Source organism: Microbacterium sp. M, from assembly GCF_045181065.1.
Lineage (GTDB): Bacteria > Actinomycetota > Actinomycetes > Actinomycetales > Microbacteriaceae > Microbacterium.
In genome coordinates this window covers 1,541,879-1,562,761 of the sequence record NZ_CP173721.1, presented here as the reverse complement: position 1 = coordinate 1,562,761, position 20,883 = coordinate 1,541,879, and the positions used below count along the sequence as shown (strand labels likewise).

Here is a 20,883-nt window from a genome sequence, read left to right as displayed (position 1 = left end):
CTCGACAGCCTATTCGGACGACAGAACCCGGTATCGACCGCAGAGGAAGTTCTTGTTGCGCGCGAACTCGACCATTTCGAGGTCGAGCGTCCGTGGCAGCACCGGCGCACCACCGCCCAGCGTCACCGGCGCATACTGCAACCACACCTCATCGAGCAGACCGGCATCCGCGAACTGACCGGCCAGGTCTCCCCCGCCGACGATCCAGAGGTCCTTGCCACCGGCGGCATCCAGCATGGCGGCATGGACCTCGCGGACGTCGGCCTGAGTGAAACGCACGTCACCCGCCTCCGGCGCTGTCAGCTCGCGATGCGTGAACACCCAGGTCGGCTGCTCGTAACCCCACTTGCCGTCCTCGTTCTTCATCACCCACTCGTACGTGGACGAGCCCATCGCCAGCGCCCCGATGTTCTGGATGAATCCCGGGTAGGCCATCGGACCCGATTCGTCGAAGTCCTGCTTGAGCAGCCAGTCGAGCGAGTGCTCGGGCGTAGCGATGAATCCGTCGAGGCTGGTGGCCGTGAAGTAGTGGGTGGTCATTCCCCCAGGATGTCACCGGCATCCGACATCGGCGAGATCCATTCGATCCCCGGGTAGCGTTTGAACCACGACACCTGACGTCGTGCATACCGGCGGGTCAACGACTGCGTCTCAGCGATCGCCTCCGCTTCGGACTTCTCCCCCGCCAACTGGGCGAGAGCCTGCGCGTAGCCGATCGCTCTCCGGGCCGTGACACCGTCCTCGAGCCCCTGTGCGCGCAACGCAACGACCTCGTCGAGCAGTCCCTGCCGCCACATCCGCTCCACCCGGCGATCCAGCCGCGCTACCAGCTCCGGACGTTCGACATGCACACCGAGAATGCGGGTGGGAGAATGCCACAGCGCCGGCGCATCCGGCAGGGCCGCCCCATGCGTGGCCTCGCCCTGCTCGAGGACCTCCAGCGCACGCACGATCCGCCGCCCGTTCTTCGGATCCACGCGCGCTGCCGTCTCGGCGTCCAGATCCTGCAGGCGCGCATACAGTGCACCGGCGCCGAAGGACTCGAGCTCGCGGTCCAGACGGTCGCGTACCGCGGCATCCCTCGGCGGGAAGCGGAAATCGAAGATCGCGCTGGAGACGTACAGTCCCGAACCGCCGACGAGGATCGCGTCCCCTCCGCGCGCATGGATGCCGGCGATCACGTCGCGCGCCAGCGGCTGATACCAGGCGACGGCTGCCTCGTCGGTCACCTCGCGCACATCGAGGAGATGGTGCGGGATGCCGTGACGTTCCTCGAGTGGCAGCTTGGCCGTCCCGATGTCCATGCCGCGGTACAGCTGCATCGCGTCGGCGTTGACGATCTCGGCCGGATTGCCGCGTTCGCGGAGCTCAGCGGCGAGTCGCAGGGCGAGATCGCTCTTGCCTGTTCCCGTCGCGCCGACGATCGCCCAGACCCGCGCATTCACGCGAGCGTCCTTCCACAACGCACTGAGCCCCCGTCATGTCTGCGAGTCCCTGTCGTGATCGTGCGAACACGACAGGGATTCGCAGGCAGCACGGGGCCTCGGTGAGAGATCAGGGCAGTCACACTCCGACGCGCAACGTCGGCAGACCCAGTGAGACCGCGCCGGACCCGCCGGTCGAACCGGATGCTGCCGGCACCGCGCAGGACTCGGCCTGCGCACGGTCCCACGCGTCTCCGCCGCGCGTGCGGCGGATCTTCAGCGGAGCACCGGTCGGGTCATCCGCGAGCAGATGGAACGGCGCACCGTGCGTGACCGTCACGGTCACGACATCACCAGGACGCGGGATCTCGGATCCCTCGGTCACCTCGAAGTGCACGAGACGATTGTCTTCGGCGCGACCTGTCAGACGGTGCGTCTCGGCATCCTTCTTCCCCTCGCCGACCGCGACCAGCACGTCGACCTCGCGACCGACCTGATTCTGGTTCTCCTCCAGCGAGATCCGCTCCTGCAGGGCGAGCAGTCGGTTGTAGCGCTGCTGCACGACCTCCTTGGGAACCTGATCCGCCATGGTCGCTGCGGGCGTTCCCTCGCGGATCGAGTACTGGAACGTGAACGCGTTCGCGAAGCGCGCCTGCTCCACGACCCGCATGGTGTCTTCGAAATCCTCATCCGTCTCGCCGGGGAATCCGACGATGATGTCGGTCGAGATCGCCGCGTTGGGGATCCGCTCGCGCACCCGATCCAGGATGCCGAGGAACTTCTCGCTCCGGTACGAGCGGCGCATGGCCTTGAGGATGCGGTCGCTGCCGGACTGCAGCGGCATGTGCAGCTGGGGCATCACCGCAGGCGTCTCCGCCATCGCGGCGATCACGTCATCCGTGAACGCGGCGGGGTGCGGGCTGGTGAAGCGGATGCGCTCCAGACCATCGATCTCGCCGGCCGCACGCAGCAGCTTGCCGAAAGCCTGACGGTCGCCGAACTCGACACCGTAGGAGTTCACGTTCTGACCGAGCAGTGTGACCTCGATCGCTCCGTCTTCGACGAGCAGACGGATCTCGTTCAGGATGTCGCCGGGGCGCCGGTCCTTCTCCTTGCCGCGCAGGCTCGGCACGATGCAGAACGTGCAGGTGTTGTTGCAACCGACCGAGATCGACACCCAGCCGCTGTGCGCCGAGTCCCGCTTGGTGGGAAGCGTAGAAGGGAAGACTTCGAGCGACTCCAGGATCTCGAGCTCGGCGTCGCCGTTGTGGCGAGCCCGCTCCAGCAGACCGGGAAGCGACCCCATGTTGTGCGTGCCGAAGACGACGTCCACCCAGGGCGCCTTGTCGAGCACCGCATCCTTGTCCATCTGCGCCAGGCAGCCGCCCACGGCGATCTGCATGCCCTCGTGCTTGTCTTTGCGGCTCTTCAGGTGCCCGAGAGTGCCGTACAGCTTGCCTGCCGCGTTGTCGCGGACGGCACACGTATTGATGATGACGACGTCGGCCTCTTCGCCGGATGCGACCTTGACGTACCCGGCGCTCTCGAGGGACCCGGAGAGCCTTTCGGAGTCGTGCACGTTCATCTGGCATCCGAAGGTTCGCACCTCATAGGAGCGCTGCCGTCCATCGACGTCGACAGCCGCAGAGGAAGGCGCGATGATCGTCGGTTCGCTGCGCGGAGTAGTCATGATGACTCCATTGTACGAGCGACCGGTCGACACCGAGCTCTTCAGGTATCAGTCGGAGTCGACGAACCTCACGCCGCCGCTGGAAGCGCCGGAACCGGACTCGGCCAGCGCCGCCTTGGCCGCCTTCATCGCCACCGCGCCGTTGTAACCTCGACGCGCGAGCTGACCGATCAGGCGCCGCAGAGCGGTGTCGTTGTCGAGCCGCGCGAGCGACCTCGCCTTCGTGCGGGCGAATTCCAGCGCGCGTTCCGCATCGTCATCCGGCAGTTCGTCGAGAGCGGCGTCTATGACGTCGCGCGGGAGGCCGCGCTGTGCGAGAGCACGACTGAGCGCGACTCGCCCCTGGCCCTTGCGCTCGACCCCGGAGGTCACGAGGTGACCTGCGAGGATCGCGTCATCGAGATAGCCGCGGCGGCAGAAATCGTCGATGACATCGTCGATCTGCGCAGCGTCGACGCGCTGTCCCTGTGATTCGTAGCCCTTCAGCACGGTGCGCGCCTCGGCGATCGAGAGCGAGCGTGACCGCAGCTTACGCACGAGCACTTCTTCGGCCTGCTCGCGGATCCTGTCCGGATCCACACCTTCGCCCTCGCCCCCTTCGCCGTCGGCCGTGGCGGCCTCGTGCGGGCGCAGCGCTCTGAGCTTCGGCGTCGCGCGTGCCTGCCCGCCGTGAGCCGGATGCTGTGCGCTCGGCGTGCCGGCATCCGCATCGTCCTCGGCGGCGGAAGGCGACGAGGGCTTCGTCTGCGCATCCCGGCCGAAGAGCGGGATCACGGGGGCGAGGCTCTCCTCGCCCCCGATCTCACCGGTCATCAGGCCGGACGACGCTGAGCGAGCTCGTCCGCAGCCTCAGGAGCAGCCGCGGCACCACCGATGCCCAGCTTCTGCTTGATCTGCGTCTCGATCGTGAGCGCGATGTCGGGGTTGTTGATGAGGAACGTACGCGCGTTCTCCTTGCCCTGACCGAGCTGGTCACCGTCATAGGTGTACCAGGAGCCCGACTTCTTCACGATGCCGTGCTCCACGCCGAAGTCGATCAGGCTGCCCTCCCGCGAGATGCCGATGCCGTAGAGGATGTCGAACTCCGCCTGCTTGAACGGCGGTGCCATCTTGTTCTTGACGACCTTGACGCGCGTGCGGTTTCCCACCGCTTCGGTGCCATCCTTCAGCGTCTCGATACGACGGATGTCCAGTCGCACGGAGGCGTAGAACTTCAGCGCCTTACCACCCGCGGTGGTCTCGGGCGAACCGAAGAAGACACCGATCTTCTCACGCAGCTGGTTGATGAAGATCATGGTCGTATTGGTCTGATTGAGGCCACCCGTGAGCTTGCGGAGCGCCTGCGACATCAGACGCGCCTGCAGTCCGACGTGCGAGTCGCCCATCTCTCCCTCGATCTCCGCACGGGGAACGAGTGCTGCGACGGAGTCGATGACGACCAGGTCGATCGCACCGGAGCGCACGAGCATATCGGCGATCTCCAGCGCCTGCTCTCCTGTATCGGGCTGCGACACGAGCAGTGCATCGATGTCGACGCCGAGCTTCTTCGCGTAGTCGGGGTCGAGGGCATGCTCTGCGTCGATGAACGCCGCGATGCCGCCGGCGCGCTGGGCGTTCGCGATCGCGTGCAGCGTCAGCGTCGTCTTACCGGAGGACTCAGGACCATAGATCTCGATGATCCGGCCGCGCGGCAGACCGCCGACACCGAGTGCGACGTCCAGGGCGATGGAGCCGGTGGGGACGACTTCGACAGGAGCTCGGTCGTCGCTGCCCAGTCGCATGACCGAGCCCTTTCCGAACTGACGGTCGATCTGGGCGAGGGCCGATTCGAGGGCTTTCTCGCGGTCTGCGGGTGATGGCATGACGTGCTCCTTCTGCTCGCGCTGTTGCCGCCTGTAGGCTGTCGCGGCCTCCCCTGGCTGGGTCGACTCTCCGACAAGGCGTATGGCTTTCGGCCATGTCCCCCACGGTAGGTGGGGCCTCCGACATCGCGTCGCAGGGTCCCGGGAACTGTGGACAACAAAGGGCTGATCACCACTTGTGCAGAACGATACGCGCATCTCGAACACATCTTCGACGACACGCCGACCGACCTATCGAAGATCGCTACGCCACGCGCGCTGATGGAGGCTCAGCGCTGACGCGGCTCCAGGCGCCCCGCACCATGGCGGCGTTCGAGCGGCACATCCGTCTCCGCGCAGAGAGCGAGCCAGATCTCGCGCGGCGGCACGCCAGCCGCGAGTGCCTCGGACGCCGTCCGCGAACCGACCTCGCCGAGCACCAGGTCATTCACCAGCGTCGCCGATCGCGCACCGAATTCGGCGTCCACGGCACGCAAAAACTCACTTCGTCGCATCGAACGGATCAGTCCGAGTTCAGTGCAATGAGAGCTCGGGCTCCATCGAGGCCACCAGGTCGTCCGGAACGACGTCCGGGAACACCTGCAGGCCCTCGATCACCGAGATGCGGTCGCCGACCTCGCGCATGATCGTCGAAATGGGAACGTCGAGCGCTTCGGCGACCGAGGCGAGGATCTCGCTCGAGGCCTCCTTCTGACCGCGCTCCACCTCGCTGAGGTAGCCGAGCGCGACGGAGGCCTTGCTGGCCACCTGACGGAGCGTGCGCCCCTTCTGAAGGCGGAAGTCCCTCAGCACATCGCCGATCTCCTGGCGTACAAGAATCATCGGAACCTCCTCTCGTTCCCGGTCGTCGAGTTCGACGCCGAGCGGATCGCCAGTCTAACCCGACCGGCTGAAGAAAAAACTAGTGTTTCTGTCTGTGGTTCAGTTGTGAGCACGGCATCCTGAGCATTCAGCACGACAGATACAACCGACGAGGAGCTCGTCCTATTCCAGAAGGGCGCGCAGCGTCGCCGAGATCGCGGCGTCGACGGACTGCCGACGGATCTCCTCCCGATCGCCGCCGAACCGGAAAGCGACCGAATGGGTTCCGGCCGGAGTCGCGACGCCGACGTGAACGGTTCCGACAGGCTGTCCGTCCGGAGAAGCCGGGCCTGCGATGCCGGTGGTCGAGATGCCGACATCCGCATCGCGGCCCGCGACTGCGACAGCCGTGCGCACGCCGTCGGCCATCTGCTCGGCCACACGAGGATGCACCGGTCCGTGCTCATCGAGCAGGCCGGCATCCACGCCGAGCAGCGTGTGCTTGACCGGCGTCGCGTAGGAGACCACAGCGCCGTTGAGGACCGCCGAAGCCCCCGGTACCGCCACGACTGCCGAACTCACCGCTCCCCCGGTCAGCGACTCCGCGATGCCGAGAGTCCAGCCGCGTTCGCTCAGCAGCGCCACCAGATCCGCTGCGCTGCTCACGATCGGCCCGCCGATCGAGCGCCCCTCAGCTGCGCGGCGACATAGTCGATGCCGCTGAGAACCGTGAGCAGCAGCGTCGCGTACATCAACACATCGCCGATGCCGGTCCACCAGTCCATTCCGATGAACTCGTGCAGCGGCAGCAGCCACCAGCCCAGCGTCACTCCCTGCAGCGCCGTCTTGAGCTTCCCCATCCAGGCGGCGGCCACGATGTGCTGCTTCGCCACGATGAAGCGATGCACCGTGATGCCCCACTCCCTGAGGAGGATGATGATCACGACCCACCACGGCCACTCGCCGAGGATCGCGAGGCCGACGAAACCGGCGCCGGTCAGTAGCTTGTCGGCGATGGGATCCCACAGTTTGCCGAAGTCGCTGACGATGTCGTACTTGCGAGCGAGGTAGCCGTCGACCCAGTCCGTCGAGATAGCGATCACGAACAGCACCCCGGCGATCCACCGCATGACGATGTCGCCGGAGCCGTACGTGCCGCCGAGCAGCAGCAGCACGAAGAACACCGCGGCGAGCGGGATGCGCGCGATCGTGATCGCGTTCGGCAGCTGGCGCGGAATGGCCATCAGTCGCGGCCCGTCAGGCCCCAGGCGTCTTCGTCGCCCTCGGCCTCCTCGACGGGCAGACCTCGGAACTGCTCCTCGATCGGATCGTGCTCCGCCGCGTGCGGCACGGGAGACGACGCTGCCGCCGACGGTGCGGATGCCGGAGGCTCGTCGCCTCGGATATGCGCAAGGACCTCGGGCAGCTGCTCAGCCGTCACCAGCACGTCGCGTGCCTTGGATCCCTCGGATGGCCCGACGATCTCGCGCGACTCCAGCAGGTCCATGAGGCGACCCGCCTTGGCGAACCCGACGCGCAGCTTCCGCTGCAGCATCGAGGTCGATCCGAACTGGGACGAGACGACGAGCTCCGCGGCAGCGAGCAGGACCTCGAGATCATCGCCGATGTCCTCGTCGATCTCCTTCTTCTTACCCTCCACGGCCTCTGCCACGTCTGGACGGTACTCGGGGCGGGCCTGGGCAGTCACGTGCTTGACGACCGCGTCGATCTCGCTCTCGTTCACCCACGCGCCCTGCAGACGGAACGGCTTGGACGATCCCATGGGCGAGAACAGCGCGTCGCCCTGACCGATGAGCTTGTCGGCACCGGGCGAGTCGAGGATGACGCGGCTGTCGGTGACGCTCGTCACGGCGAAGGCGAGGCGCGATGGCACATTCGCCTTGATGAGGCCGGTGACGACGTCCACGCTCGGCCGCTGCGTCGCCAGCACCAGGTGGATGCCGGATGCGCGGGCGAGCTGGGTGATGCGGACGATCGAGTCCTCGACGTCGCGCGGCGCCACCATCATGAGGTCGGCGAGCTCGTCGACTACCACGAGCAGATACGGATAGGGCTTGAGGACCCGTTCGCTGCCGACGGGCACCTCGACCTCGCCGGCGCGGACCGCACGGTTGAAGTCGTCGATGTGCCGGAAGCCGAACGACGCGAGGTCGTCGTACCGCATGTCCATCTCCTTCACGACCCACTGCAGCGCCTCTGCGGCCTTCTTGGGGTTCGTGATGATGGGGGTGATCAGGTGCGGCACGCCCGCGTAGCTGGTGAGCTCCACCCGCTTCGGGTCGATGAGCACCATCCGCACGTCCGCCGGCTTGGCGCGCATGAGCAGGCTGGTGATCATCGAGTTCACGAAGCTCGACTTACCGGAACCGGTGGAACCGGCGACGAGAAGATGGGGCATCTTGGCCAGGTTCGCGACGACGATGTTGCCGCCGACATCCTTGCCGACGCCGATGGTCATCGGGTGAGTGCTCTTCTGCGCCGCCGACGAGCGGAGCACGTCGCCGAGCGCCACCATCTCCTTGTCGGCGTTCGGGATCTCGATGCCGATCGCGCTCTTGCCGGGGATCGGCGAGAGGATGCGGACATCGTTCGACGCGACGGCGTAAGCGAAGTTGTTGCTGAGCTGCAGGATCTTCTCGACCTTGACGCCGTGCCCGACTTCGACCTCGTACTGGGTCACCGTCGGCCCCCGCGAGAAGCCGGTCACCTTGGCATCCACCTTGAACTGCGTCAGCACGTTCGTGATCTGCTCGATGACGCGGTCCGTCGCCTCCGAGCGCACGACGGGAGGCGGACCCTCGGCGAGTACGGAGGTCGGCGGCAGGTGATAGGGCGCGACAGGCGCCTGGCGCCCACGGTCGCCCGATCCCTCGGTGCCGAACCCGTCGAGGCCGGGGAGTTCCGGTTGCTCTCCGGTGTCACCCGTATCGTCCATGAGCGCGGTGGACTGCTGCTCGGAGAGCATCGCCGTGAGCGCTTCGACATCGGTCAGGACCTCGGTCGCGGCATCCTGCGGATCGGCGACGACGACCGCCTGATCGTACGCAGGGGTCGCCCTGGTCGGGGCCGTCTGGGTCGGAAGCAGCTCGGTGAGATCCTGCGAACCGACCGTCGTGTCCGGGTCCTCTTCCCGTCCGGTCTTGTTCCGACGCCACCACGGCAGCACGTCCGGGTCGTCGGTCTTATCGGCGTCGTCGACAGCCGACGGCTCCTCCGTCGGCTTCTCGGGCCGTTCGGCGTCGAACATCCAGGCGTACAGGTCGCCGAGACGGCGCCCGATCCGGTTCGGCGGAGTCTTCGTGAGGATCAGGATGCTGAGCACGATCAGCAGGCCCAGTACGACGTAGGCCACGATCGGTGTGAGGTACGCCAGCGGCTCCCCCAGCATCCATCCGAACAGGCCACCCGATGCGCTCAGCGCCGGCATTCCGTCTCTCGGCTGCGGCTGCCCGCCCGCGACGTGGCAGATCCCGGCGATCGACAGGACCATCAGTGCGAAGCCGATGCCGATGCGCCCGTTGTCGTGCACGGACGACGGATGCCGGAACAGCCAGCCCGCCAGCAGAAGCAGCAGCACGGGCATGAGGAACGCCGTGCGCCCGACGAGACCGCCCACGGTGTAGGCGCTGATGGTCTGCGCGACCTCGTTGCCGATGAAGAACCACTCATCGACGGCGCCGAGGCACGCGAGCAGGACGAGGAACAGCGGGAAGCCGTCCCGCCGATCATCCTTCTCGAGCGTCTCGGGACCGAAGGCACGGAACAGACCGCCGACGCCGTGCGCCAACCCCGTCCAGGCACGGACGATGAGGGGCGGCTTGTCGGCAGCGTCGATGTACTTCTTCGGCGCCGGTGCGGCCTTCGACGACGACCGCGATCCCGTCTGCCGCTTCGAGCGCGCCGAAGCGCTCTCGGACGCGCGCTGGGTCTTCGTGGTACTCCTGGCCATGTCCTCTACGGTATTGCCGGGGTCCGACATTTCCCCGCAGTGACGCGGCATTCCGCGGGATCACGGCGCGGCAGATCATCCGAGCCGATGCACCATCGTCTGCCGGAGCAGGCCGTTCCCCGTGGTCACGAATCCTTCGCCGCGATACAGCGCCGCCGCGTGGTTGTCCCGCTCGACGCTGAGGCTGATCCGTCTGTGCCCCTGCGCACCGGCATGAGCGACGAGTGCGCGCAGCAGCGTTCGGCCGACTCCTCGTCCCCGCCAGATCGGCCGGACGCCGATGATGAGCTCAGGGACCCCTGTGGCGATGTAGCCGAATCCGGGGTCGTTCTGCGGAAGCATCCGGTACCAGGCCGCCCCGATCGGCACGCCGGAGTCCTCAACAGCCACGAATCCGGCATCCCCCGGCCGCATCCATCCCGCAATGTACCGCCGGTGCTCCGGGGAGCCGACCACCTCGTGACGCGGCCGCGCACCGCCGGCGCGCCAGTTCGCCGCCTCGACGACCATGTCGGCGAGGAAGGCGGCGTCGGCCTGGACAGCCGGGCGGATCTGATGGGGGTCCGACATGACAGGAGCGTATGGGGCCCCTGTTACGTCGTGATGTCGCTCAGCCGTGAATCCGAACGCCGGATGACGGCGTCAGGCCTCGATGACGAGGGGAACGATCATCGGGCGTCGACGCAGCTTCTGGTTGACCCAGCGGCCGATCGTGCGCCGCACGACCTGAGACAGCGCATGCGTGTCGCGCACGCCATTGCCGGAGGCCTCTTTCAGAGCCGCCACGATCTTCGGGACGACGTCTTCGAAGACCGCGTCGTCCTCGGCGATGCCTCGGGCGTGGATCTCCGGTCCGGTGATGATCCGCCCGGTGCCCGCGTCCACCACGACGATGACCGACACGAACCCCTCCTCGCCGAGGATTCGGCGATCCTTCAGATCCGCGTCGGTGATCCCGCCGATCGTCGAGCCGTCCACGTACACGAAGCCGATGTCCAACTGGCCGGCCACACGGACGTCGCCGTCCTTCATGTCGAGGATGGTGCCGTTGGAGATGATGAACGTGCGCTCCTCGGGGATGCCGGTCTCCTGGGCGAGCTTCGCGTTCGCGAACAGATGACGGGACTCGCCGTGGATCGGGACGACGTTGCGGGGCTCGAGGATGTTGTAGCAGTAGATCAGTTCGCCAGCGGCCGCGTGGCCGGACACGTGCACTTTGGCGTTCGCCTTGTGCACGACGTTCGCGCCCAGCCGGGTGAGCCCGTCGATCACCCGGTAGACCGCGTTCTCATTGCCCGGGATGAGGCTGGAGGCGAGGATCACGGTGTCGCCCTCGCCCACCTCGATCGCGTGATCGAGGTTCGCCATGCGGCTGAGCACAGCCATCGGCTCGCCCTGCGATCCCGTCGACATGTAGACGATCTGGTCGTCCGGCAGGTCGCGCGCCTTCTTGTAGTCGATCAGGACGTTCTCCGGCACCTGCAGGTAGCCGAGCTGCTCCGCGATCGTCATGTTGCGCACCATGCTGCGGCCGAGGAAGGCGACGCGACGCCCGTGCGCGTGCGCGGCATCGATCACCTGCTGGACGCGGTGGATGTGACTGGAGAAGCTCGCGACGATCACCCGTCGCGGCGCCTTGCCGATCACCTGATCGAGCACCGGTCCGATCGAGCGCTCGGTCGGCGTGAAGCCGGGGACGTCCGCGTTCGTCGAGTCCACCATGAACATGTCGACGCCCTCTTCGCCGAGGCGAGCGAACGCGCGCAGGTCGGTGATCCGACCATCCAGCGGCAACTGATCCATCTTGAAGTCGCCGGTGGCGAGGACGAGCCCCGCCGACGTGCGGATCGCGACGGCCAGCGCATCGGGGATGGAGTGGTTGACGGCGATGAACTCGAGGTCGAAGGGGCCGACCTTCTCCTGCTGGCCCTCCTTGACCGTGAGGGTGAAGGCCTTGATCCGGTGCTCCTTGAGCTTCGCCTCGACGAGGGCGAGCGTGAGTCCGGAGCCGATCAGCGGAATGTCGTTCTTGAGGCGCAGCAGGTACGGCACAGCGCCGATGTGATCTTCGTGTCCGTGCGTCAGGACCACGCCGACGACGTCATCCAGGCGGTCGCGGATCGGTTCGAAGTCGGGCAGGATCAGGTCGACACCCGGCTGGTGCTCTTCGGGGAAGAGCACGCCGCAGTCGACGATGAGGATCTTCCCGTCGAACTCGAAGATGGTCATGTTGCGACCGATCTCTTCGAGACCACCGAGCGGTGTGACGCGCAGGGTCCCTTCCTCGAGAGGTGCCGCTGCGGCGATCGGAATGGACATGCTGTCTCCTCTGTCGGGCGCGTCAGGCGCCCGGTCGTGCGTCAGGCGCGCTCCGCGCCCGTGATGTCTCAGCGCGTCGTGCCGTGCACCTTCGGCAGCGCACCGCCGGCGGCCGCGTTGCGGTCGGGGCGGAAGTTGGAGAAGTCGGCGCCTGGCACGTCGGTGACGAGTGCGAGCTCGTCCTCGATGAGCGCGGCCTCCCACTCCTCCGGTCCCACGAGGGGAAGGCGGACGCGCGGGCTGGAGATGCGTCCCAGCCCATGCAGGATGTACTTCGCCGACACGGTGCCGGGCACGTGCGTCATGACCGCGCGGACGAGCGGTTCGAGGCGCTTGTGCTCGGCCGTCGCCGCGGCGAGGTCGCCGCGGTTCACGGCGTCGACGATGGTGCGATACGGCGTCGCGGTGATGTTGGCGGTCACGCCGATGAGTCCGGTCGCACCGATGGCGAGGTGCGGCAGCGCGTTCGCGTCGTCGCCGGAGAAGTACATCAGGTCGGTCTGGTTCAGCACACGGCTCACCTCGCTGAAGTCGCCCTTGGCGTCCTTCACGGCGAGGATGTTCGGATGCTTGGCCAGCCGCAGGATCGTCTCGTACTGGATCGGGACGCCCGTCCGGCCGGGGATGTCGTACAGGATCACCGGAAGGTCGGTCGCGTCCGCGACCAGGCGGAAGTGCGTCAGGATGCCGGCCTGAGTGGGCTTGTTGTAGTACGGCGTGACGATCATGATGCCGTCGGCGCCGGCCTTCTCACTGGCCTTGTACAACTCGATCGCGTGCGCGGTCTCGTTGGATCCGCCGCCGGTGATGATGCTGGCGCGGCCGGATGAGACGGACTTGCCGACCTCGACGAGCCTGAGCTTCTCTGCATCCGTCAGCGTCGAGGTCTCGCCGGTCGTCCCCGTCACGACGACGCCGTCAGCACCTGCCGTGATGACATCGTCGATGTGCTTCTCGACGGCGGTCCAGTCGACTTCGCCGTCGGCCGTCATCGGAGTGACGAGCGCGACGAGAACCTGTCCGAAAGGGTTGCCCGAGTGCGTCATGCTCCCAGCGTATCGGTTCGGCACTGGGTCACGTGCGGAGATACACTCGCCCGCATGGCCTGGCAGACCGAGGGATCCCGCACCGTGTATGAGAATCCGTGGATCTCGGTCCGCGAGGATGCTGTGATCGGCCCCGGCGGATCCGGCATCTACGGGGTCGTCACGATGCGCCACCCTGCGGTGTTCATCGTGGCCGTCGACGAGCAGGATCGCATCTGCCTCGTGACTCTCGAACGGTACACGACCGGGCACTCGATCGAAGTCCCGGCCGGCGGCAGCGACGGGGAGGACCCGCTCGTCGCCGCGCAGCGCGAGCTCCGAGAGGAGACCGGGCTGCAGGCGACCGAATGGACGCCGCTGGGCACCATGAACGCCCTGAACGGCGTCACGGTCGCGCCGGAGCACGTCTTCCTGGCGCAAGGGCTCAGCACCTCGGGCCGCGACGCTCGGTCCGAAGAGGGCATCGACGACGTGTCCTGGGTGCCGTTCGACGACGTGCTGCGAATGATCGCCGACGGCCGGATCACGGACGGCGAGACCGTCGCGGCGATCGCCTATGCCGGCATCCGCCTCGGCCGGTTCCGCTGACCCCGGGGCGACTCAGACGCGGCCGCGCCGTGCCGCGCGGGACGTGAGCGACGCAGGCAGCACCTTGGTCAGGGCGACGATCGCCTTGTAGCGCACCGAGGGGACGGAGACGGCCCGACTCCGCGCAGCGTCTCGAAGGCCCTCGCGGACCACGTCCGCCGCGTCGAGCCACATGAATGTGGGAACGCCCTCATCCCCTGGTGGCAGGCCCATCCGCTCATGGAAGCTCGTGTGCGTGAAACCGGGGCAGAGCGCGGTGACGCTGACACCGTCGCGCGCGTACTCGGCGTTCGCCCATCGGCTGAAGCCGATCAGCCAGGACTTGCAGGCCGAATAAGTGGAACGCGAGATGAAGCCGGCGACAGACGCCACGTTGATGATGCGACCACCTCGGCCGCGCATGACGCCGAGTGCCGCATGCATGAGACGCATCGAGACCTCGACATGAAGCCGGAGGTGCCGCACCTCGTCGTCGATGTCGTTGTCGGCGAAGTGCAGGGGCAGACCGAAGCCGGCGTTGTTGATCAGCAGATCGATCGGCTGCTCGGCATCGCCGATGCGCGAGACGACACGAGCGACGTCGGCGTCATCCAGGAGATCGGCCACGAGGACTTCGACGGCCACTCCGTCGTGCGCCCGCAGTTCGTCGGCCAGAGCATCCAGAGCACCGGCTGAGCGCGCCACGAGCACGAGATCCGCGCCACGGCCGGCCAGCTGCCTGGCGAACTCGGCGCCGAGACCGGCACTGGCGCCGGTGATCAGTGCGGTCGGCATCAGCGCTCGTAGCGGAGGAACCGGTAGCGGATGCCGGTGCGGGAGGTCTGCCACTCCCCCTCGGAGACGAGGCGCCAGCCGGTCTTGTCCGGCGCGTAGGCGTCGCCGTCGACAGCGAGATCGATCTCGGTGACCTCGAGGCGATCGGCATCGCCGATCACCTGGCTGAAGATCTCGGCGCCGCCGATGACCCAGACCTCTTCGCGACCGCGGACGGCCTCCGACACAGTCGCTGCGCGCCTCGCGCCATCCGCCGTCCAGTCCTGCTGGCGCGTGATGACGACGTTCTCGCGTCCGCTCAGCGGCCGAAAGCGCTCCGGAAGCGAGTCCCAGGTCTTGCGCCCCATGATGACCGGTGCGCCCAGCGTGACATCCTTGAAGTGCGCGAGATCCTCGGAGACGTGCCAGGGCATCCCGCCCTCGGCACCGATCACTCCCCCGCGGGCTTCGGCCCAGATCAGACCGACCCAGGTCATACCGCCACCGCCGCACGGATCGGAGGGTGATGCTGATAGCCCTCGATCACGAAGTCGTCGTACGCGTAATCGAACACCGACTCGGGCTTCCGCTGGAATCGGAGAGTCGGGTACGGGAACGGCTCACGAGTGAGCTGCTCGCGGACCTGCTCGACGTGGTTGTCATAGATGTGGCAATCGCCGCCGGTCCAGACGAAATCCCCGGGTTCGAGGCCGACCTGATGCGCGATCATCTGCGTGAGCAGCGCGTAGGAGGCGATGTTGAACGGCACCCCGAGGAACAGATCCGCGCTGCGCTGATACAACTGGCACGAGAGCTTGCCGTCGGCCACGTAGAACTGGAACAGGGCATGACACGGCGCCAATGCCATGTCGGGGATGTCCGCCGGATTCCACGCCGACACGATCAGCCGGCGCGAGTCCGGCGACTGCCTGATCTGCTCGATGACCTCCGAGAGCTGGTCGATGTGCCCGCCGTCCGGTGTCGGCCACGACCGCCACTGCACGCCGTAGACCGGACCGAGGTCGCCCGAGGCATCCGCCCACTCATCCCAGATGGTCACGCCGTTGTCCTGCAGCCAGCGCACGTTGGAATCGCCGCGCAGGAACCAGAGCAGCTCGTAGGCGATCGACTTGAAGTGCACGCGCTTCGTCGTGATGAGCGGGAAGCCCTGGGAGAGGTCGAAGCGCAGCTGCCGACCGAACACGCTGCGCGTGCCGGTGCCCGTGCGATCGTCCTTGTGCGTGCCGGTGTCCAGCACTTCGCGGAGCAGATCTTCATACGGCGTCGGGACGGCTTCGCTCATGCTCCACACGATACCGCCACACCACCGACATGGACGCGTCACGCTTCGCAACAACGGCCCTGGTGCCCGAGGTTCGGCCGTACCCTCATTCCATGTCGCCTGAACTGGCCCTGGGAATCGCGGGAGCGCTGATCGTTCTCACCGTGGTCATCGGCGTGGGGCTGCGACTGCTCGACGGTCGACGCCGCGGCGGAGGGCATCTGCGATTCGACGCCGCTGACGCTTCAGGAGACCGGGGCTCCAGGGCGACTCTCGTCCAGTTCAGCACCGAGATGTGCGCACGCTGTCCGCAGGTGCGACGGTTGCTGAGCGATATCGCCTCGCGGGACGACGGCCTCGTCCACGTCGAGGTCGATCTGACCCATCGCCCCGACCTGTCCAGTCGCTACCGGGTCCTCCAGACGCCGACGACCTTCGTCGTCGATCGCGCGGGCGCCGTCCGCGCCCGGTTCAACGGCGTGCCTCACCCGCACGCGCTCGCCGAAGCCCTCGCCCCCGTCTGACGACGACACAAGGAGAGACATGTCCCACGACTCCCCCGTCGGTATCGACCCGCGCGGGCCGCGTTTCGCCGCCGGCATCACGGCCGCGCTCCTGCTCATCGCGTTCGTGCTGTCGCTCACCGGCATCTCGACGGCGCAGGACCCGAGCTTCGGCTGGTTCGCATATCAGCCGCTGTCCGGCACGACCTTCGTCCCCGGCGCCGACTGGGTCATCGTCGTCGCCCCGGTCGCGCAGCGCGCACTGGATCCCGGATTCCTGCTGCTCGTCGTGATCGCCCTGCTGTTCCTCTGGGCTGTCGCCTGGCCGCGCACGGCGCCGTGGGGTGCGATCTTCCGTCGCTTCGTCCGCCCGCGTCTCGCCCCGCCGACGGAGCTGGAGGACCCACGGCCACCGCGGTTCGCGCAGGGCGTCGGGCTCTTCGTGGTCGGCATCGGCATCGTGCTGCACCTGTTCGGCGTGCCGTGGGCGCTGCCGATCGCGGCGGCCGCCGCGTTCGTCGCAGCATTCCTGAACGCGGCGTTCGGCTTCTGCCTCGGGTGCCAGTTGTACCTTCTGCTGCAGCGCGCGGGGATCGTCGGACGGGTGTCCCCGACGGGCTGATCGGGCGGTTCCCTCGACCTCGGCCGATCGCTAGGCTGGGCCCACAGCCCGCCTACCTCCGGAGGAACATCATGCCCGTCACCAGCGAAGCCACCACCACCTGGACCGGTTCCCTCACCGAGGGATCCGGCACCGTCTCGTTCGCCACCTCGCACCTCGGGACCTTCCCGATCGACTGGAAGGCCCGCAGCGAGGGCTCCGAGACGACCACGACTCCCGAAGAGCTCATCGCCGCGGCGCACGCCTCGTGCTTCAGCATGGCGCTCTCGCACGCACTGGCCGAGAACGGCACCCCGCCCGAGCGCGTCAACACCACGGCATCCGTGACCTTCAAGCCCGGCACCGGCATCACCGGCAGCCACCTGAACGTGAACGCTTCCGTACCGGGCCTGACGCCGGAGGCGTTCCAGCAGATCGCCGATGGCGCGAAGACCGGCTGCCCAGTGTCCCAGGCGCTGTCCGGGATCGAGATCACCCTCGAGGCCACGCTCGCCTGAGTCGCCTGCCGGAGAGCGGGCCCTCAGCGGGCCTGCTTCTCCACTCTGATCGCCTCACGGATGCTGGCGCGGGCGTCCTTGCGGCGCCCCGCCGCATCCTGCACCACACCGAGGCGATACTGCTCGCGCCAGTCCGCGGGAGCGGCTTCGGCCGCGGCGCGGTAACGCGAGACGATGCCGTCGGCATCCTCTTTCGCGATCTTCCCGCTCGGGGTCAGCTGGGTCTCGGCCTCCGGCATGCCGCCCTCGGCATCCAGTCGTCGGCCGAGCCGGTCGGCCGACACGCCGAATTGGATCTCGCGCACCAGCGCCCAGACCCCGATCAACGGCAGGACGATCGCCGCGATGCCCATGAGCACAGCGATCGGTTCGCCCGTCCCGATGAACAGGAACGCCTGCTGCCCGGCGACGATGAAGTACAGGATCAGGCAGACGCCCATCAGGACGATGCCGATGCGAGCTGTCACGACCGGGCTCGGATGCCGATGTCGACCATGTTCTCCAGCCCGACGATCACGCCGCGCGCGCCGAGCGCGAACGGCACGGCCAGGCGGATGCCAGGCGCGTACGCGAGTGCGGGCTCGACCGTGTCGTGGGTGAATGTCAGCGACTCGCCTGGGCCGGAGAGGATGACGTCCTGCCGGGCGATCACCCCTGGCCGACGCAGCGAGTGGACCGGCACCCCTGCGACCTGCTGGCCGCGGGCGCGCTGATCGACGTGCGGGGCGCTCACGGGGCCCTGCTCGGCGCGAGAGGCCGCGATCAGTTCCGCGGTGCGCACCGCGGTGCCGCTGGGAGAATCGATCTTCGTGTCTCGGTGCGCCTCGACGATCTCCGCCGAGTCGAAGAACGGGGCGGCGGCGGACGCCAGAGCGGAGCCGAGGACAGAGCCGAGCGAGAAGTTCGGGATGAACACCACCCCGGTCTCTGCGGCCTCGACCAGAGGACGCACCAGCGCGATGCGCTCGTTCGACCAACCGGATGTGCCGACCAGGACGTTGATCCCCCGCTCGACAGCGGCACGGACGACCTCGACGCTCACCTGCGGCGTGGAGGCGTCGACGACGAGGTCCACGCCGTCCAGTTCGGACCAGTCGCTCGTCGAGGTGAGCACGCGCGCGACTTCGAAACCGTCGAGGTCGTCGATCACCGCCCGGATGATCGAACCGAGCTTCCCGGTTCCGCCGACGAGTGCTACCTGCGTGCTCATGCCCCCAGTCTATTTCGCCGGGAGCCGGCCCCGCGGCACGGCGCGGCCGGCTCCCGAGGCCCGGGTAGCGTTGTCTCATGCTCGAGTTCCGCGATGTCTCCCCCGCCGATCCCGAATCGCACGCGATCCTCGTCGAGTACTTCGCCCTGCGTGCCGCGGAGTTCCCCGGCGGAAGCTACACGCCGACGTTTCCGGCACCGAGCGCGTTCGCACCGCCCGCGGGTGTCTTTCTGCTCGCCGGTCCCGTCGGAGGGGCAGTGGGGTGCGGAGGCATCCGACGACTGGACGATTCGGATGCCGGCATCCGTTACGAGATCAAGCATCTGTTCCTGCAGCCCGAGACCCGCGGCCAGGGGTGGGGGCGCGCGATCCTGGAAGAGCTCGAACGTCGGGCCAGGCAGTGGGGAGCCGGCGAACTCGTGCTCGACACTCATCACACGCTCGAGGCCGCCGGCGCGCTCTATGCGCGCAGCGGGTTCGAGGAGATCGAGCCGTACAACGACAACCCGAACGCCACGCGGTGGTACTGCAAGCCGCTGGTCTGAGCGCGGCTCAGACCGGGACGGCGTCCGGCAACCCGGTGCGCAGCTCCACCGGAAGGTGGCCGAGGTCGTTGTGCGTCAGCAGCGTCCACGGGCGCCCTTGCTTCTGCGCGATGACCGTCAGTCCGCAATGCGCCTGGTTCAGGGTCATCCATCGCCACTCCGGAGCGCCGAGCACCTCGCGCACGAACCACGAGATGACGAAGTTGTGCGTGATGAGGACCTCGTGGACGTCCCCCTGCTTTCGCACGAGGAACTCGTTCACCGCGTCGGCCATCTGCGCGCCACCGGCCTCGATCTCGGCATCCGTGACCGACCCGAAGAACGACTCGAACGCCGTCGGCGTCTCCTCTGTGAGCCCCGTGGGCACGCAGTCGAAGAGCAGCGCCGACGGTTCGGGATCGACCGCAGGCAGCCGCGCGGAGATCGCACGCGCCGTCTCGGTCGCTCGCAGCAGTGGCGAATGCCACACCGCGTCGAGCGGGAGTCCGGACAGCCGATCGGCGATCAACTCCGCCTGTCGCTGCCCCCGAGGAGAGAGCGGTCCGTCGTCGACGCCGTGCTCGGCGTCCTGATGCTCACCATGTCTGACCAGATATATGTAGTGCGTCACAACCCACTCGCTTCGTCACCCGCCATCATCGGCTGGCGTCTTCCAGCCTAACCGAGCGTCGCGGCTTCTCAGTCGCCCGCGCGGGTGAGATCGGCGATCTGCTGACGCGACAGCGCAACCCCGGCACCCTGCATGAGCTCGTCGACGTGCTGGGTCGCGAACGTGTTCACGATGGGCGCGATGACCGTCCGCTGCGCGAGCAGCCAGGCGATCGAGACAGCGGCTACCGGCACCTGCAGCTCATCGGCCACCTGGTCGAGCGCCCGGAGGATGCGGTTTCCGCGACGGTTCAGGTGTTCGCGCAGCTGCTGGCCGCGCACGCCCTGCGACGCACGCGCCTTGTTACGGTGCCGGCCGGACAGGAAGCCGTGCTCCAGCGCGTGCGACGGCGTCACCGCCAGGGTCTGCGCGCCGGCGACCAGGCGCATGTCGCCTTCGAACGGCTGTCGGCGCACGAGGTTGTACGGGGCATCGAGCACCTCGATCCGGGGGTAGCCGGCCGACGCGAGGATGCGGGCTTCGACGAGCCGCTCCGGGCTGAAGCCGAACGCGCCGACGGCGCCGATCTTGCCCGCTTCGCGCAGCCACTCCACGGTCGCCAGCGTGTCCTCGATGTTCGTGGTCGCATCGAATGTCGCGTCCAGATAGAGCACGTCGATGCGATCCACGCCGAGCCGGGTGAGCGAGCCCTCGACGGCCCTGACGAGGTTGACGGATCCGAGGCCGGGGTTGTCGGCGTGCGAGCCGATCCGCGCGCTGAGGACGATCCCGTCCCTGCGCCCACGCGAGCGCAGCCACTGACCGATGATGTGCTCGCTGCGTCCGCCGGAGAATCCGTCGGCGGTGTGGACGGCGTTGCCGCCGAACTCGACGTAGCGATCGAGGATCTCGTGGCTGGTCTCGAGGTCGACGTTCCAGCCGAACTCAGCAGCGCCCAGCATGAGCGGGAAGGTCTCGAATCCCGTCTCGCCGAGTGGCACGCGCAGGGTCTCGCCGACGCCTGGACCGATGACCGGGATCGGCGCGGAAGGATGCTGCGGGTGGGCGCTCGCGGCCACCTCGGGTGTCCCGGCGGTACCGACGCCGAATATCCGCATGCTCTCACCCCCGCGAGTCGACCTGCACTGTCATGCGCTGTATGCACCCCCCGGTGCTTTTCTT

The 20,883-nt window shown here is 67.6% G+C and carries 25 protein-coding genes; 5 read left to right on the top strand and 20 right to left on the bottom strand.

Annotated features, from left to right (window positions below):
• Positions 1-9: 9 nt before the first annotated feature.
• The 13 genes from ACI7YT_RS07400 to dapA form a co-directional block, all read right to left on the bottom strand.
• Positions 10-540 carry a dihydrofolate reductase family protein gene (locus ACI7YT_RS07400; RefSeq protein WP_406249894.1) on the bottom strand — a complete coding sequence of 177 codons (531 nt, stop codon included), beginning with the start codon at positions 538-540 and terminating at the stop codon, positions 10-12.
• Positions 537-1,445, bottom strand: coding sequence for a tRNA (adenosine(37)-N6)-dimethylallyltransferase MiaA (gene miaA / locus ACI7YT_RS07395; RefSeq protein WP_406249892.1), 909 nt, complete (start codon positions 1,443-1,445; stop codon positions 537-539). The genes ACI7YT_RS07400 and miaA overlap by 4 nt, the downstream gene beginning before the upstream one ends.
• 118 nt (positions 1,446-1,563) lie before the next feature.
• Positions 1,564-3,114, bottom strand: a complete 1,551-nt coding sequence (gene miaB, locus ACI7YT_RS07390) for a tRNA (N6-isopentenyl adenosine(37)-C2)-methylthiotransferase MiaB (RefSeq protein ID WP_406249891.1) — start codon at positions 3,112-3,114, stop codon at positions 1,564-1,566.
• A gap of 48 nt (positions 3,115-3,162) precedes the next feature.
• Positions 3,163-3,927, bottom strand: a complete 765-nt coding sequence (locus tag ACI7YT_RS07385) for a regulatory protein RecX (protein WP_406249889.1) — start codon at positions 3,925-3,927, stop codon at positions 3,163-3,165.
• A complete protein-coding gene (recA, locus tag ACI7YT_RS07380) occupies positions 3,927-4,976 on the bottom strand; it encodes a recombinase RecA (protein ID WP_406249887.1) in 1,050 nt (349 codons plus the stop codon). Before recA ends, ACI7YT_RS07385 begins: the two co-directional genes overlap by 1 nt.
• A gap of 269 nt (positions 4,977-5,245) precedes the next feature.
• Positions 5,246-5,470: a DUF3046 domain-containing protein gene (locus ACI7YT_RS07375; protein WP_406249885.1), complete on the bottom strand. Its 225-nt coding sequence runs from the start codon at positions 5,468-5,470 to the stop codon at positions 5,246-5,248.
• 19 nt (positions 5,471-5,489) lie between these two features.
• Positions 5,490-5,798 carry a helix-turn-helix domain-containing protein gene (locus ACI7YT_RS07370; RefSeq protein WP_406249884.1) on the bottom strand — a complete coding sequence of 103 codons (309 nt, stop codon included), beginning with the start codon at positions 5,796-5,798 and terminating at the stop codon, positions 5,490-5,492.
• Positions 5,799-5,960: 162 nt separating this feature from the next.
• Positions 5,961-6,443: a CinA family protein gene (locus ACI7YT_RS07365; RefSeq protein ID WP_406249882.1), complete on the bottom strand. Its 483-nt coding sequence runs from the start codon at positions 6,441-6,443 to the stop codon at positions 5,961-5,963.
• Positions 6,440-7,021, bottom strand: a complete 582-nt coding sequence (gene pgsA, locus ACI7YT_RS07360; RefSeq protein WP_406249880.1) for a CDP-diacylglycerol--glycerol-3-phosphate 3-phosphatidyltransferase — start codon at positions 7,019-7,021, stop codon at positions 6,440-6,442. Before pgsA ends, ACI7YT_RS07365 begins: the two co-directional genes overlap by 4 nt.
• On the bottom strand, positions 7,021-9,747 hold the full coding sequence (locus ACI7YT_RS07355; protein WP_406249879.1) for a DNA translocase FtsK: 2,727 nt from the start codon (positions 9,745-9,747) through the stop codon (positions 7,021-7,023). The genes pgsA and ACI7YT_RS07355 overlap by 1 nt, the downstream gene beginning before the upstream one ends.
• A 75-nt stretch (positions 9,748-9,822) precedes the next feature.
• A complete protein-coding gene (locus ACI7YT_RS07350) occupies positions 9,823-10,317 on the bottom strand; it encodes a GNAT family N-acetyltransferase (RefSeq protein ID WP_406249878.1) in 495 nt (164 codons plus the stop codon).
• A gap of 72 nt (positions 10,318-10,389) precedes the next feature.
• On the bottom strand, positions 10,390-12,066 hold the full coding sequence (locus ACI7YT_RS07345) for a ribonuclease J (protein WP_406249876.1): 1,677 nt from the start codon (positions 12,064-12,066) through the stop codon (positions 10,390-10,392).
• A 68-nt stretch (positions 12,067-12,134) separates the two neighbouring features.
• Positions 12,135-13,112 carry a 4-hydroxy-tetrahydrodipicolinate synthase gene (gene dapA / locus ACI7YT_RS07340; protein ID WP_406249874.1) on the bottom strand — a complete coding sequence of 326 codons (978 nt, stop codon included), beginning with the start codon at positions 13,110-13,112 and terminating at the stop codon, positions 12,135-12,137.
• A 54-nt stretch (positions 13,113-13,166) separates the two neighbouring features.
• Here dapA and ACI7YT_RS07335 point away from each other — a divergent pair, with 54 nt between their 5' ends.
• Positions 13,167-13,700, top strand: coding sequence for an NUDIX domain-containing protein (locus ACI7YT_RS07335; RefSeq protein WP_406249873.1), 534 nt, complete (start codon positions 13,167-13,169; stop codon positions 13,698-13,700).
• Between the two features lie 12 nt (positions 13,701-13,712).
• On the opposite strand, the gene ACI7YT_RS07330 is transcribed toward ACI7YT_RS07335, so the two are convergent.
• The 3 genes from ACI7YT_RS07330 to ACI7YT_RS07320 are packed head-to-tail and all read right to left on the bottom strand — an operon-like array spanning position 13,713 to position 15,756.
• Positions 13,713-14,474 (bottom strand): SDR family NAD(P)-dependent oxidoreductase, encoded by a 762-nt coding sequence (locus ACI7YT_RS07330; RefSeq protein WP_406249872.1) that lies wholly within the window; start codon positions 14,472-14,474, stop codon positions 13,713-13,715.
• A complete protein-coding gene (locus tag ACI7YT_RS07325) occupies positions 14,474-14,950 on the bottom strand; it encodes a dihydrofolate reductase (protein WP_406249871.1) in 477 nt (158 codons plus the stop codon). Before ACI7YT_RS07325 ends, ACI7YT_RS07330 begins: the two co-directional genes overlap by 1 nt.
• Complete coding sequence (locus tag ACI7YT_RS07320; RefSeq protein ID WP_406249869.1) at positions 14,947-15,756, bottom strand: thymidylate synthase; 810 nt, start codon at positions 15,754-15,756, stop codon at positions 14,947-14,949. Before ACI7YT_RS07320 ends, ACI7YT_RS07325 begins: the two co-directional genes overlap by 4 nt.
• 92 nt (positions 15,757-15,848) lie before the next feature.
• Between ACI7YT_RS07320 and ACI7YT_RS07315 the strand changes: the two genes are divergently transcribed.
• The 3 genes from ACI7YT_RS07315 (at position 15,849) to ACI7YT_RS07305 (ending at position 17,357) form a co-directional block, all read left to right on the top strand.
• A complete protein-coding gene (locus ACI7YT_RS07315) occupies positions 15,849-16,259 on the top strand; it encodes a thioredoxin family protein (protein WP_406249867.1) in 411 nt (136 codons plus the stop codon).
• Positions 16,260-16,278: 19 nt separating this feature from the next.
• The gene (locus ACI7YT_RS07310) at positions 16,279-16,860 is read left to right on the top strand and encodes a DUF4395 domain-containing protein (RefSeq protein WP_406249866.1); all 582 of its coding nucleotides are present in this window, start codon (positions 16,279-16,281) and stop codon (positions 16,858-16,860) included.
• A gap of 71 nt (positions 16,861-16,931) precedes the next feature.
• Positions 16,932-17,357, top strand: a complete 426-nt coding sequence (locus tag ACI7YT_RS07305; protein WP_406249864.1) for an OsmC family peroxiredoxin — start codon at positions 16,932-16,934, stop codon at positions 17,355-17,357.
• Positions 17,358-17,380: 23 nt separating this feature from the next.
• Here ACI7YT_RS07305 and ACI7YT_RS07300 read toward each other — a convergent pair whose 3' ends face one another.
• Together ACI7YT_RS07300 and dapB are read right to left on the bottom strand one after the other, a co-directional pair.
• The gene (locus ACI7YT_RS07300) at positions 17,381-17,824 is read right to left on the bottom strand and encodes a hypothetical protein (protein ID WP_406249862.1); all 444 of its coding nucleotides are present in this window, start codon (positions 17,822-17,824) and stop codon (positions 17,381-17,383) included.
• Positions 17,821-18,567 carry a 4-hydroxy-tetrahydrodipicolinate reductase gene (gene dapB, locus ACI7YT_RS07295; protein WP_406249861.1) on the bottom strand — a complete coding sequence of 249 codons (747 nt, stop codon included), beginning with the start codon at positions 18,565-18,567 and terminating at the stop codon, positions 17,821-17,823. Before dapB ends, ACI7YT_RS07300 begins: the two co-directional genes overlap by 4 nt.
• 77 nt (positions 18,568-18,644) lie before the next feature.
• On the opposite strand from dapB, the gene ACI7YT_RS07290 reads away from it, so the two are divergent.
• Positions 18,645-19,112 (top strand): GNAT family N-acetyltransferase, encoded by a 468-nt coding sequence (locus tag ACI7YT_RS07290; protein WP_406249859.1) that lies wholly within the window; start codon positions 18,645-18,647, stop codon positions 19,110-19,112.
• A 7-nt stretch (positions 19,113-19,119) separates the two neighbouring features.
• Here the strand turns inward: ACI7YT_RS07290 and ACI7YT_RS07285 are convergent, their stop codons facing one another.
• Entirely contained in the window at positions 19,120-19,722 is a 603-nt protein-coding gene (locus ACI7YT_RS07285; protein WP_406249857.1) for a histidine phosphatase family protein, read from the bottom strand.
• Positions 19,723-19,790: 68 nt separating this feature from the next.
• Positions 19,791-20,819 (bottom strand): aldo/keto reductase, encoded by a 1,029-nt coding sequence (locus ACI7YT_RS07280; RefSeq protein WP_406249855.1) that lies wholly within the window; start codon positions 20,817-20,819, stop codon positions 19,791-19,793.
• Positions 20,820-20,883 lie beyond the last annotated feature (64 nt).